The sequence below is a fragment of the Streptomyces sp. CLV115 genome, assembly GCF_038448545.1.
GTDB classification, from domain to species: Bacteria; Actinomycetota; Actinomycetes; order Streptomycetales; family Streptomycetaceae; genus Streptomyces; species Streptomyces sanglieri.
In genome coordinates this window covers 1-16119 of the sequence record NZ_JBCEWQ010000183.1, presented here as the reverse complement: position 1 = coordinate 16119, position 16119 = coordinate 1, and the positions used below count along the sequence as shown (strand labels likewise).

At 72.8% G+C, this 16119-nt stretch carries 13 protein-coding genes and 3 pseudogenes; 7 read left to right on the top strand and 9 right to left on the bottom strand.

All coding sequences use genetic code 11. The annotated features are described in order from the left end of the window. The 3 genes and pseudogenes from AADR41_RS36615 to AADR41_RS36605 form a co-directional block, all read right to left on the bottom strand. Window positions 1–251 (bottom strand): annotated as a pseudogene (locus AADR41_RS36615) (hypothetical protein); the annotation flags it as partial. Between the two features lie 270 nt (window positions 252–521). Then, window positions 522–842, bottom strand: a pseudogene (locus AADR41_RS36610) (cytochrome P450); the annotation flags it as partial. Between the two features lie 142 nt (window positions 843–984). Continuing rightward, the gene (locus AADR41_RS36605) at window positions 985–1887 is read right to left on the bottom strand and encodes a LysR family transcriptional regulator (protein WP_342286330.1); all 903 of its coding nucleotides are present in this window, start codon (window positions 1885–1887) and stop codon (window positions 985–987) included. Window positions 1888–1986: 99 nt separating this feature from the next. Between AADR41_RS36605 and lpdA the strand changes: the two genes are divergently transcribed. Further along, window positions 1987–3408 (top strand): dihydrolipoyl dehydrogenase, encoded by a 1422-nt coding sequence (gene lpdA / locus AADR41_RS36600; protein ID WP_342286328.1) that lies wholly within the window; start codon window positions 1987–1989, stop codon window positions 3406–3408. A gap of 135 nt (window positions 3409–3543) precedes the next feature. Here lpdA and AADR41_RS36595 read toward each other — a convergent pair whose 3' ends face one another. Then, complete coding sequence (locus tag AADR41_RS36595) at window positions 3544–4110, bottom strand: DUF1707 and FHA domain-containing protein (RefSeq protein WP_342286327.1); 567 nt, start codon at window positions 4108–4110, stop codon at window positions 3544–3546. 217 nt (window positions 4111–4327) lie between these two features. On the opposite strand from AADR41_RS36595, the gene AADR41_RS36590 reads away from it, so the two are divergent. Together AADR41_RS36590 and AADR41_RS36585 are read left to right on the top strand one after the other, a co-directional pair. Next, entirely contained in the window at window positions 4328–5281 is a 954-nt protein-coding gene (locus AADR41_RS36590; protein ID WP_342286326.1) for a GNAT family N-acetyltransferase, read from the top strand. Between the two features lie 197 nt (window positions 5282–5478). Next, entirely contained in the window at window positions 5479–6387 is a 909-nt protein-coding gene (locus tag AADR41_RS36585) for a GNAT family N-acetyltransferase (protein WP_342286324.1), read from the top strand. Here AADR41_RS36585 and AADR41_RS36580 read toward each other — a convergent pair. Together AADR41_RS36580 and AADR41_RS36575 are read right to left on the bottom strand one after the other, a co-directional pair. Next, window positions 6359–7489: an alpha-L-fucosidase gene (locus AADR41_RS36580; RefSeq protein WP_342286322.1), complete on the bottom strand. Its 1131-nt coding sequence runs from the start codon at window positions 7487–7489 to the stop codon at window positions 6359–6361. The genes AADR41_RS36585 and AADR41_RS36580 overlap by 29 nt on opposite strands. Before the next feature lie 39 nt (window positions 7490–7528). Further along, a complete protein-coding gene (locus tag AADR41_RS36575) occupies window positions 7529–8890 on the bottom strand; it encodes a GH1 family beta-glucosidase (RefSeq protein WP_342286321.1) in 1362 nt (453 codons plus the stop codon). 167 nt (window positions 8891–9057) lie between these two features. Here AADR41_RS36575 and treZ point away from each other — a divergent pair, with 167 nt between their 5' ends. Continuing rightward, window positions 9058–10830 carry a malto-oligosyltrehalose trehalohydrolase gene (gene treZ, locus AADR41_RS36570; protein ID WP_342286319.1) on the top strand — a complete coding sequence of 591 codons (1773 nt, stop codon included), beginning with the start codon at window positions 9058–9060 and terminating at the stop codon, window positions 10828–10830. A gap of 39 nt (window positions 10831–10869) precedes the next feature. Here treZ and AADR41_RS36565 read toward each other — a convergent pair whose 3' ends face one another. Continuing rightward, entirely contained in the window at window positions 10870–11997 is a 1128-nt protein-coding gene (locus AADR41_RS36565) for an aminopeptidase P family protein (protein ID WP_342286318.1), read from the bottom strand. Window positions 11998–12272: 275 nt separating this feature from the next. On the opposite strand from AADR41_RS36565, the gene AADR41_RS36560 reads away from it, so the two are divergent. Continuing rightward, entirely contained in the window at window positions 12273–12737 is a 465-nt protein-coding gene (locus AADR41_RS36560) for a lactococcin 972 family bacteriocin (protein WP_342286317.1), read from the top strand. Between the two features lie 110 nt (window positions 12738–12847). Here the strand turns inward: AADR41_RS36560 and AADR41_RS36555 are convergent, their stop codons facing one another. Together AADR41_RS36555 and AADR41_RS36550 are read right to left on the bottom strand one after the other, a co-directional pair. Further along, on the bottom strand, window positions 12848–13507 hold the full coding sequence (locus tag AADR41_RS36555; RefSeq protein ID WP_342286316.1) for a response regulator transcription factor: 660 nt from the start codon (window positions 13505–13507) through the stop codon (window positions 12848–12850). Further along, window positions 13495–14748 carry a sensor histidine kinase gene (locus tag AADR41_RS36550; RefSeq protein ID WP_342286315.1) on the bottom strand — a complete coding sequence of 418 codons (1254 nt, stop codon included), beginning with the start codon at window positions 14746–14748 and terminating at the stop codon, window positions 13495–13497. The genes AADR41_RS36555 and AADR41_RS36550 overlap by 13 nt, the downstream gene beginning before the upstream one ends. A gap of 166 nt (window positions 14749–14914) precedes the next feature. Here AADR41_RS36550 and AADR41_RS36545 point away from each other — a divergent pair, with 166 nt between their 5' ends. Together AADR41_RS36545 and AADR41_RS36540 are read left to right on the top strand one after the other, a co-directional pair. Then, window positions 14915–15634: an ABC transporter ATP-binding protein gene (locus AADR41_RS36545; RefSeq protein ID WP_342286313.1), complete on the top strand. Its 720-nt coding sequence runs from the start codon at window positions 14915–14917 to the stop codon at window positions 15632–15634. Then, window positions 15631–16119, top strand: a pseudogene (locus AADR41_RS36540) (ABC transporter permease); the annotation flags it as partial. The gene AADR41_RS36545 and the pseudogene AADR41_RS36540, both read left to right, overlap by 4 nt.

Sequence of the window (16119 nt, the reverse complement as noted above, 5' to 3'; positions counted from 1 at the left end):
GTGGCCGGCGGAGTGGCGTGGGCGGTGGCCGGTGCGGCGGGGGGCCGGGGGCTTCGCGCGATGCCGGGCGTGGTGCCCGGGACGAGGCCGGAGTGCCGGTCGGCGTAGCGGCGGGCGCTCGTGCCGGGTGCGGCGCCGAGGGGCAGCCAGCGGCAGAACTCCTCGACGAGGTCGACCTGTTGCCGGCCCGCGATCCTGCGTGCCAGCACGTAGGCGGTCCGCTCGATCCGCGCGGCCGTGTGACGTGGCACCGATGGATGTGGCACCGGGGTGGGGTCCGACATACGACCTGGGACCGAAGCGGGGTTCCACATGTGACGTGGCACCGGATCGGGGCCTGCCGTGTGACGTGTCACCGGATACGGGCCGGGGTCCGGGTCCGGGTCCGGGTCCGGGCTCGGGGTCAGGGCCGGCATGTGACGTGGCACAGCCTTGGTGTCCGGCATGTGACGTGGCACAGCCCCACGGTCCGACATGTCACCCGGCACTGCCTCCGGCGGAGCCGGGGGCTGATCGCGGGATGCGCAGCGGGGGTCGCCGTGGCAGAGGCCGAGCGGGGCAGGGGCGCCGCGCGGCGCGGTGTCGTGCGGGAGGCCGGTGAACCGGGAGTCGGTGAGGGCCGTGACCACGTCCGCGTACCGGCTGACCAGCCACGCGCCCAGAGGTGCGTCGTAGCTGAGCGGGTACTCCTCGCGCAGGACCCGGTAGAGCAGGTACGGGTCGCACGCCGCGCCGGGTTCCAGCAGGCTGGGGCCGGTGCTCCGGCGGGGGCCGCGCACCGGCCGGCGCGCTCGGCTGCCGAGGCCAGGTGCGGATGTGCCTTTTGGCGCGTCGGCCTGCATCCGTACCCCCGGGGCGTCAGGGCGCCGGTGTGCGGCGCGGTTCCTCACCAGGGGATCACCGGAGTGGGCGTCGCGCAGTCGGCGTACGGCCGTACGGGTGAGGGCGGTGCGCCCCGCCCGGCGGTACACCGGGCGGCATGTCTCAGCCCGCCGGTGTACGGGGGCCGAGCGGCCCGGAGCCGGCGAGCAGTTCCGTGAACGCGGCGGTGGCCCCCGTCAGTTCCACGCGGGAGAAGACCGCCAGTCGGCGCCGCCACGGTGGGTCGACGGCCAGGACGGCGCAGTCCTCGCCGACCGCTCCCCGGACGACATGTGCCGGAGCCGTGGCGACTCCGACTCCGGCCGCCGCCATCCGTACCGCCGTCGACGTGTGTTCGGTGCGCACCGCCGTACGGGGTGTGAATCCGGCTTCCCCGCAGGCCAGGTCCAGGAACGGCCGGCCCTGGACCACGGGTTCCATCGCGCAGCGCACCCAGGGCCGGTCGGCCAGCTCCTGCAGGCGGACCGAGGCCCGTCCGGCGAGCGGGTCGTCGAAGGGGACCACCAGGACGATCTCCTCCTCGCCGACCGGGACGACCGGCCCCGGCCAGTGCGCGGGCGGCGGGCCGACGGCGAGGTCGGCGGTGCCGCGTTCGAGCTGTTCCGCCAGGGCCTCCGGGGTGGCGTACTCGTGAAGCACGAGAGCGACCCCGGGGTGCGCCCGGCGCCAGTGCGCGAAGACGTCCGGGAGGATGCCGACGGCCACCGCGTGCACCGTCGCGATGTGCAGCTCGCCGCCCTCCGCGCCCGCCGCCGCCCGTGCCGCCCGCCGGGCCTGGGCGGCACTGCGTACGGAGCGCTCGGCGTGCGGCAGATAGGCGCGGCCCATCGGGGTCAGCCGCACACCGCGCGGCAGCCGTTCCAGCAGGGCGCCGCCGACGGTCCGTTCCAGGGCCTTGATCTGGTGGGAGAGCGCGGGCTGGGTGACGTGGAGGAGTTCGGCGGCGCGGGTGAACGAGGTCTCCTCGACGACGGTGAGGAAGTACTCCATCTGTCGCAGGCTCATCGTGCTCTCCCCCGCGGGCCGTGCCCATGAAGACTGTGCATCGGTGCCACAGAAACATTGCCTTGGACTCATGGCAAGTGCCGGGCGGAGGCTGTGGTCATGACACGAACAACGGATGGGCACGAGACCGATGTCCTGGTGATCGGCGGTGGCACCGGCGGATACTCCACCGCCCTGCGGGCCGCTTCCCTCGGGCTGAAGGTGGTCCTCGTGGAGCGCGACAAGGTGGGCGGCACCTGTCTGCACCGCGGCTGCATTCCCAGCAAGGCGATGCTGCACGCCGCCGAACTCGTGGACGGCATCGCGGAGGCCGGGGAGCGGTGGGGGGTGAAGGCGACCCTGGACTCGGTGGACTGGCCGGCCCTGGTCGCCACCCGGGACGACATCGTGGCGCGCAACCACCGCGGGGTGGTGGACCACCTCGCGCACGCGTCGGTCGAAGTGGTGCGCGGGAGCGCCGAGTTGACCGGTCCGCGCAGTGCGTATGTCACCGGTCACGGAACAGTCGTCGCGCGCCGCGGCATCGTCCTGGCGACCGGCTCGCGACCGCGCATGCTGCCGGGGCTGGAGGCCGACGGGCACCACGTCGTCACCAGCGACGACGCGCTCTTCGCGCCGGGGCTGCCGCGGTCCGTACTGGTGCTGGGCGGTGGGGCGATCGGCGTCGAGTACGCCTCGTTCCACCGGTCGATGGGTGCCGATGTGACGCTGGTGGAGGCCGCGGACCGGCTCGTACCGCTGGAGGACGTCGACGTGTCACGTCATCTGACCCGGGGTCTGAGGAAGCGCGGGATCGATGTGCTCACGGGGGCGCGGCTGATCGACGCGGAGGTGGCCGACGGCGGGGTGTCCGCGACGGTACGCACCTCGCGCGGCGAGTCCCGCACGGTGAGGGCCGAGCGGCTGCTCGTCGCGGTGGGCCGGGTGCCGGTGACCGAAGGGCTCGGTCTCGCGGCGGCGGGACTGGCCGTCGACGAGCGCGGCCATGTCGCGCCCGCCGACTGGTCCCGGCTCGAAACGTCCGTGCCGGGTGTCCATGTGGTGGGCGATCTGCTGCCGCCGCCGTCCCTCGGGCTGGCCCACGCGTCGTTCGCGGAGGGCATGTCGGTCGCCGAGACACTGGCCGGACTGAGCACACCGGCGGTGGACTACGCCGCCGTGCCGAGGGTCACGTACTCGTCCCCGCAGACCGCCGCGGTGGGCCTGACCGAGGCCCGGGCCCGTGACGCCGGGCACGATGTCGTGGTGGGCAGCATGCCGCTGACCGCCGTGGCCAAGGGGATGGTGCACGGGCGGGGCGGGACGGTGAAGGTGGTCGCCGAGCGGGACGGGCGGGTCCTCGGGGTGCATCTGGTCGGGCCGCAGGTCTCCGAGATGATCGCCGAGAGCCAACTGATCGTGGGGTGGGACGCCGAACCGGCCGATGTGGCCCGTCACGTACACGCCCATCCGACGCTCTCCGAGGCGGTCGGCGAGGTCTTCCTCACCCTCGGTGGACGCGGCCTGCACCAGCGGACCTGAGCCGGGCCCCCTGTCACCGGACCTGAGCCGGTCCGTCTGTCACCGGCCTCCGACGGGGCCCGGCGACGGGCGGACCGGCCGTTCGACCGGCTCCGGCGGGCCTCGGCGGCTCCTCGGACGGGGCTCGGCCGGCGCTCAGGCAGGGGGGCCGAGGACGGGCGCGGAGAGCCGGAAGCTCATCCGGCCGAAGCTCACCTGGTCCCCGTCGCGGACCGGGACCGTGCCGGTGACCCGCTGGCCGTTGACGCAGGTGCCGTTGGTCGAGCCGAGGTCGCGCAGCAGCCAGCGCCCGCCCTGGGCGGAGAGCTCCGCGTGCTGCCGGGAGACGGTCTCGTGGTTGAGCCGCAGCCCGTTCACCGGATCGCGGCCGATCCGCAGCGGGTGCGGGCTCGGCGCCGGGAGCAGGAGCTTGGGGAGACGTTCGGTCTGCCAGACCCGGCGCACCCGGCCGGGAAATCCGGACACCCCGCTCACCACCCGGAGTATCCGCCGGGACCAGCGGCCCTCGCTCTCCAGGTCGGCGGTGAGCGCCTCCAGTTCCTCGGGGCGGCGGGCGGTGAGGACGAGCTCCATGCGCCGCATGAAGGTGTCGTGGGAGAGCTTGCCCTGTGCCGCGCCGTCTCTGAGTACGCCGAGCACACGATCGCGCTGGGCGTCGGACAGCCGCACGGGATACGTGTGGGACTCGAAGGAGGACGTCACGCGGCCAATTGTCGGCCCGACCGCCCCGGAGTGTCCAGAACATGCCCGGGCTCCGCCCCTCGGCCCGCGCGGCGCACCTCTCGGGAACCCGCCCGTCGCGCCCCGCCGGCGCCGCCGCGGATATCCCCGCGCAGGTGCGCGACGACACTGCTACCGTCTCCCGCCGCGGCCCGCACGTCTTCACCGGTGGGCCATTTCCGCACTTCAAGGAGCTTGTGTGACCCGTGCACCACAGGAATTGACCATCCGTCCGCTCTCCGGTCCCGAGGAGCTGGAGCTCTTCTGCCGGCTGTCGTACACCCTCGATCACGAGCTCGCCGACGACCTGGGGAGCGGACGGCGTCGCCCCGAGTGGATGTGGGTGGCGCTGCGCGGCGAGCGCCTGGTGGCGAGGGTCGCGTGGTGGAGCAAGGACGGGGAGACACCGCTGCTCCTCGACTTCTTCGACCTGGACGACACCCTGCCCGAACCCGAACGCGGCGAGGCGGGCCTGAAGCTGCTGGAGGCGGCGACGGCGGCGGTCGTGCCGGCCGGCGCCCCGCGGCCCGAGTACGGACGCTTCGTACCTTCCGACTGGCGCGAGGACCCGGTCACCCGTGATGCCGTCGAGGCCCGGATCCGGGTCATGGAGCGCTCCGGTGCGCGGATGCTGGTCGAGCGGCTCCGCCTGGAGTGGCGCGCCGGTACGCCGGTCCCCGCCGGCAGCGGCCGGCTCCGGTTCCGCCCGGTCGACGGCCGCGAGGATCTTCTCGCGCTGATGACACCGGTGATGGAGGGCACCCTGGACGCTCACGGGCAGGCCGAGCTGGCGTCCGGGCTCAGTGCCCGCGAGGCCGCCGAGAAGCACTACGACGAGGAACTGGCGGTCTACCGGACACCGCGCGAGTGGTGGCGGATCGCCGAGCTGCCCGACGGTGAACCGGTCGGCTTCGTGATCCCGGCCCGCAACGACTACAACCCGATCGTCGCGTACATCGGTGTGCTGCCCGCCCACCGCGGCCACGGCTACATCGACGACATCCTCGCCGAAGGCACCCGGGTGCTGGCCGCGCAGGACGGTGTGGAGCGCGTCCGGGCCGCCACCGACCTCGGCAACGTCCCGATGGCCAGGGCTTTCGCACGTCTCGGGTACGTGAACTTCGAGCGGGCCTTCGACATGGTGTGGGACTGACACACGGTGCGCGGATGAACCCTGTGGACGGACCGCCGGAGCACCGGTTAGGGTGACGGCTCCGCCCGAGAACCGAGGAAGGAGGCGAGAACAGTGCGTACACCCACCATTTCGTTCCCGCGCTCCCGTCCCGTTCGCCGGGCGGCTTCGGTTTCTGTCTGACCGGGAGCGCACCGCTTCTTCCGGAGGACTGTTCCATGACCGATCTGGTCGTCCGCGCGCTCACCGAGAGCGACGCACACCTTTTCCACACCATGCGGGGCCGTGACCTCGTCGGCCGCGCCGCGTTCGGGCACCGGTACGCCACTGCGGACAACGGCGGCGACTACCGCCCCGAGTGGACCTGGGTCGCCCTGCGCGACGGTGTCGTGGTGGCCCGTGCCGCCTGGTGGGCCGGGCCCCACGACACCGAGCCGGTGCTGCTCAACTGGTTCGACTTCGCCGACGGCGAGGAGTCGGCGGGCGCCGAACTGCTGCGCCGCGCACCGCTGCACGCCGAGTACGAACTGAGCCTGCCCGCCGACTGGCGGGAGCGGCCGGATGTCCGGGCCGCCGCGGAGGGCCGGATCTCCGCCGCCCGCGCGGCCGGGATGAAGCCGCTGGTCGAGCGGTACAACTACCGGTGGAAGCCGGAGTTCGGCCTGCCCGAGCGGCCGGGACGGCTGGAGTTCCGGCCGGAGCCGGACGACGAGGTGATCCTCGATGTGCTGCGCCGGGTCCACTCCGTCACGCTGGACACCCATGCCCGAAAGGCCATCGAGGCCGGCGGTCCGGAGCGGGCGGCGCGGGAGGAGCTCGACTTCTTCCACTGGTGCCCCTCGCCGCGCTCCTGGTGGCAGTTGGCGTACACCGCCGCCGGTGAACTGGCCGGTATCCAGGTGCCCGCCCACAACCCGTCCGGCCCGTGCGTCGCCTTCATCGGTGTCGTGCCCGAGCAGCGGGGGCACGGCTACGGGTACGACCTGCTCGCGGAGTGCACCCACTTCCTGGCGGCCGAGGGCGCCGAGTTCATCGCGGGCGCCACCGACCGGGGCAATGTGCCGATGGCGGCCGCGTTCGCGAAGGCCGGTCATCGCATCAACCAGGAACGCGTCCATCTCGCGTGAGTTCAGGGGCGGTTTGCGCCAGCCATCGCAGGCGCAGCCGCTGCGCGGCGGGGATCTTCGCGTCCTCGCCGCGCGGCCCCACGCCGAGCAGCAGATTGCCGCCCCGGGCCGCCGTCTCCCGTACCAGCGATTCCAGCGCCTGCCGGCCGAGGTGCGCCTCGGGCGGGGAGTTGCGGTTGTAGCCGAAGCCGTGGTCGACGGAGCGGGTGATCTCGTACGGGTCCGGTCCGGCGTGGCGGGCGGACTCCGGGGTACGGAAGTCGTAGTACGGGGGCCTGCGCGGCACGAAGCCCCCGCCCCGGGCGGTGGTGCGGCGTTCCCAGTTGTTGTACAGGGCCTTGGCGCCGGGGGCGGACAGTGTGCGCCAGACCGGTGCGCGGGGCAGCAGCCGGTCGTTGACGACGCCGTGCGGGACGGTGAAGCGGTAGTACTCGACGATCCTCTGGACGTCGGTGCGTGAGCCGGGCCAGGCGATGTCGTTCCAGAGTATGTCGGGGTGGTGACGGCGGATCAGTTCGCGCAACTGGGCGCCGGCGTAGGCCGGATAGCGGCCGCGCGGGACGGCCGAGACGGTGTCCGCGCCGGTTTTGATCGGGCGGTCGTCGAAGGTCCAGTCGAGTCCGCCGGAGTAGTGGATGCCGAACCGCAGCCCCTCGGCCCGTACGGCTTCGGCGAATTCGCCGACGACGTCGCGCGGGGTGTGCCAGCCGGCCCGGTGCGGGTTGGTGACCTCGGAGGGCCAGAGGCAGAAGCCGTCGTGGTGCTTGGTGACGAGAACGGCGTAACGGGCGCCCGCGGCACGGAAGTCACGGGCCCACGAGGTGGGATCCCACTGCTCCAGGGCGTCGTTGAAGTCGCCCCCGAAGGCGGTGTACGGGCGGCTGCCGTAGGTCGCGCGGTGGTGGGCCGAGACGGGGCTGCCGGGGAACCGGAGCGCGTTCTCGTACCACTGCGCGTACGGCGTCCAGCCGAGCGGCGATCGGCGCCCGGCCGGGGGGAGTTCGGCCGCGGGGACGTACGGCGGGGCCCAGCCCGGCACGGAGGCGGGCGTCCAGTGCACGAATATCCCGAGGCCGGCCCGGGACCACCATGAAGCAACCATGCCGCGAAGTATGGATCACTCCGGGGGCCGTCCGTCGGGTCAGTGTGCCGGGCTGCCCGTCTTCTGCGTACGGATCAGGTCGCGGTACCAGGCGTAGGAGTCCTTGGGGGTCCGGCGCAGCGTCTCGTAGTCGATGTGGACGAGACCGAAGCGCTTGCTGGCGCCCTCGGTCCATTCGACGTTGTCGGTGAGTGACCAGGTGAAGTAGCCGCGTACGTCGACTCCGGCGTCGATGGCCGTGCGCAGGGCCCGCAGGTGGCCTTCGAGGTAGGCGATCCGGCGGCTGTCCTCGGCGGGCTCGTCGACGGCGCAGCCGTTCTCGGTGATGTAGAGCGGGGGGAGCCGGTCGCCGTAGCGGGTGTGGAGCTGGACGAGGGTTTCGCGCAGGCCGTCGGGGACGACGGGCCAGCCGAAGTCGGTCTTCTCGTAGCCCTCTATCTCGCGGATGCCGAAGGGGAGTTCGGGGGGCAGCCGGTAGCCGGAGAAGGTCTCCGGGGTGCTGGTGTCGGGGGCGCCGACGAGGGTGGGGTTGTAGTAGTTGATCCCGTACCAGTCGAGCGGGGTGGAGATGGTCGTGAGGTCGTCCTCGACCGGGCCCGGCATCAGGGCGGCGATGTTCTCGTCGGGGTAGCGGCCGGTGAGGACCGGGTCGGCGAACATCCAGTTGGTGATGGTGTCGTACAGTTCCGCGCCCAGCCGGTCCTCGTCGCGGTCGCCGGCGGTCCAGACGGGGGTGTGCGAGACGGCGATGCCGATGTTGTCGGCGCCCGCGCCGCGCAGCGCGCGCACGGCGAGGCCGTGGGCGAGGAGCTGGTGGTGGGCGGCGGGCAGGGCGTCGAAGAGGAGGGTGCGGCCCGGTGCGTGCTCGCCGAGTGCGTAGCCGAGCAGTGTCACTTCGGCCGGTTCGTTGATGGTGATCCACATCGGTACGCGGTCGGCGAGGCGTTCGGCGACGATGCCCGCGTACTCGGCGAAGCGGTAGGCGGTGTCGCGGTTGAGCCAGCCGCCCTCCTCGTCGAGCGGCAGTGGGGTGTCCCAGTGGTAGAGGGTGGGGGCCGGGGTGATGCCGTGGGCGCACAGTTCGTCGACGAGGCGGTCGTAGAAGTCGAGCCCCTGCGGGTTGACCGGTCCGCTGCCGCCGGGCACGACGCGCGGCCAGCTGACGGAGAACCGGAAGGCGTCGGCGCCGAGGCCGGCCAGCAGGGCGACGTCCTCGCGGTAGTGCTGGTGGAAGCCGGTGCCGCGGGTGGTGTCGGTGCCGTCCTTGATCCGTCCGGGCTGTGCGGCGAAGGCGTCCCAGCCGGAGGGGCCCTTGCCGTCGGTGTCGGACGCCCCCTCGGTCTGGAAGGCGGACGCTGAGGCTCCCCAGAGGAAGCCGGGCGGGAACGACGGCACAGTCATCTCGGCCTCCACAGCCGTACGAGGGAGTGCGTATTGAGCGGAACCTGACGGGGCAATGATCAGAACCAGACCTTAATCGCCAGTAACGGGCTCGATCCAGTGTTGTGGGCCGGTGATCGTGGCCGCTGCCCACGACGGGGCGCGGGCGATGAGACGAGGAGCGTTGCATGCTGTTCGAGGTATGGGCACCGGAGGCGGACGGGGTGGGGCTGCGGCTGGCGGGCGAGCCGTGGGAGATGGAGCGTGATCCGGCCCGTTCCGGCTGGTGGACGGCCGAGGCGCCGGCGTCGGACGGGGACCGCTACGGCTTCGTCCTGGACGGGGGCGGGAGCGCCGGACGAGTGCTCCCCGATCCGCGTTCACGGCGCCAGCCGGACGGGCCGGACGGCGAGAGCGCCGTCGTCGACCACTCGTTGTTCGATTGGCGCGGGGACTGGCCGGGCCGGGGGCTGCCGGGCGCTGTGCTGTACGAGCTGCACATCGGTACGTACACCGAGGAGGGCACCTTCGACGCCGCGGCCGCCCGGCTGGGGCATCTGGCCGAGCTCGGTGTCACCCATGTGTCGCTGATGCCGGTCTGCCCGTTCCCCGGCACCCACGGGTGGGGGTACGAGGGGGTGTCGCTGTGGGCGGTGCACGAGCCGTACGGCGGACCGGACGGGCTGAAGCGCTTTGTCGACACGGCGCACGGTCTGGGGCTCGCGGTCCTGCTGGACGTGGTCCACAACCATCTCGGCCCGTCCGGCAACCACCTGCCCGCCTTCGGCCCGTACTTCACCGAGACCCATCACACGCCGTGGGGGGCGGCGGTCAATCTGGACGCCCCCGGTTCGGACGAGGTGCGGGCCTTCCTGCTGGGCAGCGCGCTCGGCTGGCTGCGGGACTACCGGCTGGACGGGCTGCGGCTGGACGCGGTCCATGCCCTGGCCGACGGCCGGGCGCTGACCTTCCTGGAGGAACTGTCGACGGCGGTTGACTCGCTCGCGGCGGAACTGGGCCGTCCGCTGCCGCTGATCGCCGAGTCCGACCTCTGTGACCCGAGGACCACGACACCGCGCGAATCGGGCGGCATCGGGCTGCACGCCCAGTGGAACGACGACTTCCACCACGCCCTGCACACCGCGCTGACCGGTGAGTCCCAGGGCTATTACGCGGACTTCGCGCAGGCTCCGCTGGCCGCCGTAGCCAAGACCGTGACCAGCGCGTTCTTCCACAACGGGACGTACTCCAGTTTCCGGGGCCGGACCCACGGCCGTCCCGTCGACATCGCCCGCACGCCCGCCCACCGTTTCGTCGGCTACGCCCAGACCCACGACCAGATCGGCAACCGCGCCCTGGGCGACCGGCTCTCCGCGACGCTCTCCCCCGGCCTGCTGGCCTGCGCCGCGGCCCTCGTGCTGACCGGGCCCTTCACTCCGATGCTGTTCATGGGCGAGGAGTGGGGCGCCCGCACCCCCTGGCAGTTCTTCACCGACCACACCGATCCGGAGCTCGCCGCGGCGGTCCGCAACGGCCGGCGGCGCGAGTTCGCGGCGCACGGCTGGGCGGCGGACGAGGTTCCGGACCCGCAGGACCCGGCCACCCGCGACCGCTCCTGTCTGGACTGGGACGAACCGTCGCGGGAGCCGCACGCCCGCCTGCACGCCTGGTACCGGGAGCTGATCGCGCTGCGCCACGCGCTGCCCGACCTCAGCGATCCGGATCTGGCGTCGGTGCGCACCGCCCACGACGAACAGGCGCGCTGGCTGGCGTACCGCAGGGGCGATCTGCGGATCGCGGTCAACCTGGGCGAGAAGCCGGCCACGATCCCGCTGGGCGGTGGCCGGCACCGGGGCGGCGGGGACCGGGTGGTGGCGGCGTGGTTGCCGGTGGCGGCCCCGGGCGCCGACGGGCTGCTGCATCTGCCGCCGGAGTCGTGCGTGGTGCTGGCGGACGGCTGAGCCGAGGGGCCGGGCGCGGCGGCCGGGCCCCGCGTGCGGCTACTCGACGATCGCGAGCTCGCGTGCCGTGTTGTTGAGGCGGCGGCCGCCGTCCTCGGTCACGGTCACGATGTCCTCGATCCGTACCCCGAACCGGCCCGGCAGGTAGATGCCCGGCTCCACCGAGAAGCACATCCCGGGCACCAGCGGCTGCTCCTCGCCCTCGATCATGTACGGCGGTTCGTGGGTGGTGACGCCGATGCCGTGGCCGGTGCGGTGGATGAAGCGTTCGCCGTAGCCGAACTCGGTGATGACGGCGCGGGCCGCCCGGTCGATCTCCTGGCAGGCGACGCCCGGCCGGACCGCCTTGCAGCCCGCCTCCTGCGCCTCCCGCACGATGTCGTGGACCCGCTGCTCCTCGGCGGTGGGCTCGCCGACGTGGACCGTGCGGGAGGTGTCCGAGCCGTAGCCGTGCTTGAGGCCGCCGAAGTCGAGTACGACCATGTCGCCCCGCTCGATGGTGCGCTCCCCGGCCTCGTGGTGCGGGTTGGCGCCGTTGGGGCCGGAGCCGACGACCGTGAAGTCGACCTGGGAGTGCCCGAACCGCTTGAGCAGTCCGGCCAGTTCGGCCGCGATGTCGGTCTCCTTGCGGCCGGAGAAGCGCACCTTGAGGATCTCGCCGTACGTGGCGTCGGCGGCGGCTCCGGCGGCCGCCAGCCGCTCCAGCTCGGGGGCGTCCTTCACGGCGCGCAGCATCGGCAGGGCCTCGGTGAGCGAGACGTACGAGGTGTCCGGCAGCGCCCGCCGGAGCCCGAGCAGATGCATCGCCCAGGCGTTGTCGCTGATCCCGAACCGGCCGTGGCCGTCGAGCAGCGGGGCGGTGACGGCGTAGGGGTCCTGGCCGTCGGTCCAGTCCCGCAGGGTGAGCGCCGGGGCGCCGACGGCCTCCTCCGCGTCCGGGGCCTCCAGCGTCGGAACGACGAGGACCGGGTCCTGTCCCGGTGCAAGGACGAGGACGGTGAGGCGTTCGGTGTTCACGGGCCGGTAGCCGGTGAGGTGGACGAGGTCGGGGCCGGGGGCGACCAGCACGCCCGCGAGCCCGGCCTCGGCTGCGGCGTCGGCCGCGCGCGTCATGCGGGCCCGGTAGTCGTCGGCGGTGAACGGCACAGGCTGGTTCTGGCTGGACATGCGGGACCTCCTGGCGGCGCAATACGGCACACAGCATCCTGCCCGTCCGGACGGGCCGACGCGAGCGGGCCCCGGGGTTCCCGGTCCGGCCCCTGGGCGGGGCCCCGTCCTCGTGTCGGCCCCCGTGGACCCCGTCGACCCGAAGCGGGGTTGACGACCCAAGTCGGCCAAGAAGGATTCCGGCCAACTTGCCGAATCTCCCTTTACAGGGTGCACGGGCCTACAGATGATCTTCTCCGAGCCTTCACAGGAAGGCTGGATCAGGGGGATGTTCCATGAAGAAGTTCGGCAGAACGGCGGCCCTGGCCGTTTCGACCGCGGCCCTGGCCTCCGGCGTCCTCGCCACGCCGGCCACCGCCGCCCAGGTCGGCATCGACCAGGTGACGAGCAGCACCATCTCCGTCCACACCCGCGGCGACGGCACCCGGGCACCCGCGGCGCTGGGCGACCCCGCGGAATGGGGAGTGGTGGAGGTCACGATCCCCGACGCGGCGGAGGGCGGCGTCACGCCGATGAAGATCGTCGAGGTCGGTGGCGGGAAGTGGAGCTACGGCTGGCAGGCCCGCGACAACTACAAGTACTGCTACTCGAACTATTACCACGGCAGTGTGAAGCACGGTTCGACCGTGAACATGGCCGGATACATCATCAAGGACACCAAGCCCGCCGGGCAGACGTCCAACGCCCACCACACGGCGGGGCTCGCCTACACCTGCTACACGTACTACGCCAAGTACTAGATCCCCCGCACGGTGTCATGTGCCCCGGGTTCCCGCGCGATCGTCGCCGCGGGAACCCGGGGCGTCCGCCGTCTCTCTCCCGTCAGGCGTCCGGCGTCACCGGGCCGCGGTCAGCGGGCCCCCTTGCCCTCCAGGTAGGCCAGCACCGCGAGTACCCGTCGGTGCACCGTGCCGTCGTCGGGTTCCAGGCCGAGCTTGACGAAGATCGAGCCGATGTGCTTGCTCACCGCCCGTTCCGTCACGACCAGTTCGGCGGCGATGGTGCCGTTCGCCTTGCCCTGCGCCATCAGTTCCAGCACCTCGCGCTCGCGCGGGGTGAGGCTGCGCAGCGGCTCGGCCGACGACTTGCGGGTCAGCAACTGGGTCACCACCTCGGGGTCGAGCGCCGTGCCGCCGCCCGCCACCCGTTCCAGCGCCTGGAGGAACTGTTCGACCCGGCCGATCCGGTCCTTCAGGAGATAGCCGATGCCCTGCGCGCCCCGGGCGAGCAGCTCGGCGGCGTACGTCTCCTCCACGTACTGCGAGAGCACCAGGATCGGCAGTTCGGGCAGCTCCGCGCGGGCGGCGAGCGCGGCGCGCAGTCCCTCGTCGCGGAAGGTGGGCGGAAGCCGTACGTCGAGCACGGCGGCGTCCGGGCGGTGTTCCAGCAGGGCGGGCAGCACCTCGGGCCCGGTCGCCACGTCGGCCACCACCTCGTGGCCCGAGCTGGTGAGCAGCAGGATCAGGCCCTCCCGCAACAGCGCGTTGTCCTCGGCGATCACGATCCGCACGGCAGCTCCACTTCGATGTCCGTCGGCCCCCCGATGGGGCTGCTGATGCGGGTGGTGCCGTCCAGAGCGGCGATCCTCCGCCCGATGCCGACCAGACCGCTGCCGGTGGAGGGGTTCTGCGAGGTGCCGTGCCGTTCGTCCGCGCCGCCGCGCCCATTGTCGCTGATGGTCACGCGCAGGCTGCCGGGGGTACGGGCGATACGGACGGTCGCCGCCGTCGCACCGCTGTGTTTGCTGATGTTGGTGAGTGCCTCGGCGACGACGAAGTAGGCGGCGGCCTCGATCGCGGCCGGAAGCCGCCGGCCGTCCTCCACACCGTCCAGCTCCACCGCTGCGGGCACGCCCGCGTCGGCGGCCAACGCCCTTACCGCACCCGCCAGTCCGCGGTCCGTCAGCACCGGGGGGTGAATGCCACGCACGACGTGCCGGAGCTCCGCGAGGGCCGCCTCCGCGCCGTCCTGCGCCTCGTCCAGCCGGACCCGCGCGGCGGCGGGGTCGCTGTCGAGGAGCTGTCTGGCGAGGCCGATGCGCAGGGACAGGGCGACGATCCTGGCCTGGGCGCCGTCGTGCAGATCGCGTTCGATGCGGCGCAGTTCGGCGCCGTGCGCCTCCACCGCACCGGCCCGGCTCTCGGTCAGCTGGGCGATGCGCTCGGCGAGCGCGGTGGACGGCGAGGAGGTGAGCAGGGACCTGGTCCAGCCGGCCGACAGGTCGGCGAGCACGCAGTGCCAGCGCAGCACCCAGCCGGGCCGCTCGGGCACCGGTGTGCCGTATTCGTCGGCGGCCCGCCGGTCCAGCAGGTGCACGACCGGGAGCGCGGCGCCATCCACGAGGAGCCCGATCGGCCACAGCACCATGGCCACGTATCCGACGGCATTGCCCATGAGCGCCTGGAGCGGCAGCCAGAGCGCGTCGCGCCACACCGTCGGATCGGTGAGTACGCGCCGCACCCGCTCGGAGAGTTCGGCGCTGTCCAGCGACGGATAGGGCGTCGGTGTGAACGCGACGCCCAGCCGCTTCGCCGCCCTGCGCCGCTCGTACTCCGCGAACCGGCGCAGCACCTTGGCGGCCTCCGGCAGCGCGGGCAGCCCGATGATCACGGCGCCGAACAGCAGGACCGCCACCACCAGGAACGCGCTCACATACGCGAGCAGCGCGACCCCGATGCCGACGGCCAGATAGCGCGACGCGTCCCAGGAACGCCGGACGGCGACTGTCAGCGGGGCGGGTGCGGTGCTCATGACGGACCACGTTACGGGGGTTGTCCTGCCGCTGGAGTGGGGCCCTCCCCCGAGCCTCGGTGGAGCTGGCTGTACCCCCCTTCCGGGACCGTGCACTCTCGCCCGGCCGGCCCTCGGTTCATAGCGTTTACGCAGGTCGGAACGGTCCGGCGGGGCAGGCGAAGGAATGGTGGAATCAACGGTGGACACGATCACGGCGGTGCGGGCGTCCGCGCTGAGTCTGGAGTCGGTGAGCCGGCGCCATGGCCGGGGCGGCCGGGAGACGACCGCGCTCGACGCGGTCAGCTGCGCGGTGCCGGTGGGCAGTTTCACCGCGGTGGTGGGCCCTTCGGGCTCGGGGAAGAGCACGTTCCTGCAGTGCGCGGCGGGGCTGGACCGTCCGACGGAGGGCACGGTACGGATCGGGGGGACCGATCTCGGTGCGCTCTCCGAGGCGGCGCTGACCAGGTTGCGCCGGGACCGGATCGGTTTCGTCTTCCAGTCGCACGCGCTCAATCTGGTGTCCTCGCTGAGCATCGAGGAGAACGTCGTGCTGCCACTGGTGCTGGCGGGCGCCGACCCGCAGGACGAGCGGGTGCTGAGCCGCGGGCGGGATCTGCTGACCCGGGTCGGCCTGGCGGGGCGCGGCGCGCAGGGGCCCTCGACGCTCTCCGGCGGGCAGCAGCAACGGGTCGCGGTGGCAAGGGCGTTGGTGACCGAACCCGAGGTGATCTTCGCGGACGAGCCGACGGCCTCCCTGGATCCGGAGTCGGCGGAGCTGGTGCTCGGTCTGCTGCGGGAGGCGGTGCGGATCGACGGCCGTACGGTCGTCATGGTCACCCATGATCCGGTGGCGGCGAGCTGGGCGGACACCGTGCTGACGATGGACGGCGGCCGGCTGCGATGAGCACGACCGTACGCAAGAACAGGACCGGGAAGACGACCGGGAAGAGGGGCGGGGCCGGCGGCGAGCGGGCGGCCCGTCCCGGGGCGGATGTGCGGGCCGGGGCCCGGCGGGCGTCGGCGTTTCTCGCCCGGCGTTCCCTGAAGGCCCACCGCCGGGCCTGGGGCGCGGTGTTCACGGCGACCGCGGCGGCGGCCGCGCTGATCGGCGCCTTCGCCTTCGTCGTCGGTTCGCTGCTGCTGGCGCAGCCGCCGGTGGAGCGTTACTCGGCGGCCGACGCGGTGGTGGCGGCCGACCAGCGGGTGACATACACGGCGAAGCCGTGGGGCAGCGAGCCGCAGACCGCGACGGCGTATCTGCCGGAACGGGTGCGGCTGGACCGGTCCGTGGTGGCGAAGGCGGCGAGCGCGCGGGGCGTCGCGAAGGCCGTCGCGGACGATTCGGTCCCGGTGACGGTGACAGGGACGGGGACGGGGACGGGGACGGGA

What these genes read in the sequence shown, in the direction of transcription:
- AADR41_RS36605 (WP_342286330.1), bottom strand. Translation starts at nt 1,887, where the DNA reads ATGAGCCTGCGACAGATGGAGTACTTCCTCACCGTCGTCGAGGAGACC.
- lpdA (WP_342286328.1), top strand. Translation starts at nt 1,987, where the DNA reads ATGACACGAACAACGGATGGGCACGAGACCGATGTCCTGGTGATCGGC.
- AADR41_RS36585 (WP_342286324.1), top strand. Translation starts at nt 5,479, where the DNA reads ATGACCGATCTGGTCGTCCGCGCGCTCACCGAGAGCGACGCACACCTT.
- AADR41_RS36580 (WP_342286322.1), bottom strand. Translation starts at nt 7,489, where the DNA reads ATGGTTGCTTCATGGTGGTCCCGGGCCGGCCTCGGGATATTCGTGCAC.
- AADR41_RS36575 (WP_342286321.1), bottom strand. Translation starts at nt 8,890, where the DNA reads ATGACTGTGCCGTCGTTCCCGCCCGGCTTCCTCTGGGGAGCCTCAGCG.
- treZ (WP_342286319.1), top strand. Translation starts at nt 9,058, where the DNA reads ATGCTGTTCGAGGTATGGGCACCGGAGGCGGACGGGGTGGGGCTGCGG.
- AADR41_RS36565 (WP_342286318.1), bottom strand. Translation starts at nt 11,997, where the DNA reads ATGTCCAGCCAGAACCAGCCTGTGCCGTTCACCGCCGACGACTACCGG.
- AADR41_RS36560 (WP_342286317.1), top strand. Translation starts at nt 12,273, where the DNA reads ATGAAGAAGTTCGGCAGAACGGCGGCCCTGGCCGTTTCGACCGCGGCC.
- AADR41_RS36550 (WP_342286315.1), bottom strand. Translation starts at nt 14,748, where the DNA reads ATGAGCACCGCACCCGCCCCGCTGACAGTCGCCGTCCGGCGTTCCTGG.
- AADR41_RS36545 (WP_342286313.1), top strand. Translation starts at nt 14,915, where the DNA reads ATGGTGGAATCAACGGTGGACACGATCACGGCGGTGCGGGCGTCCGCG.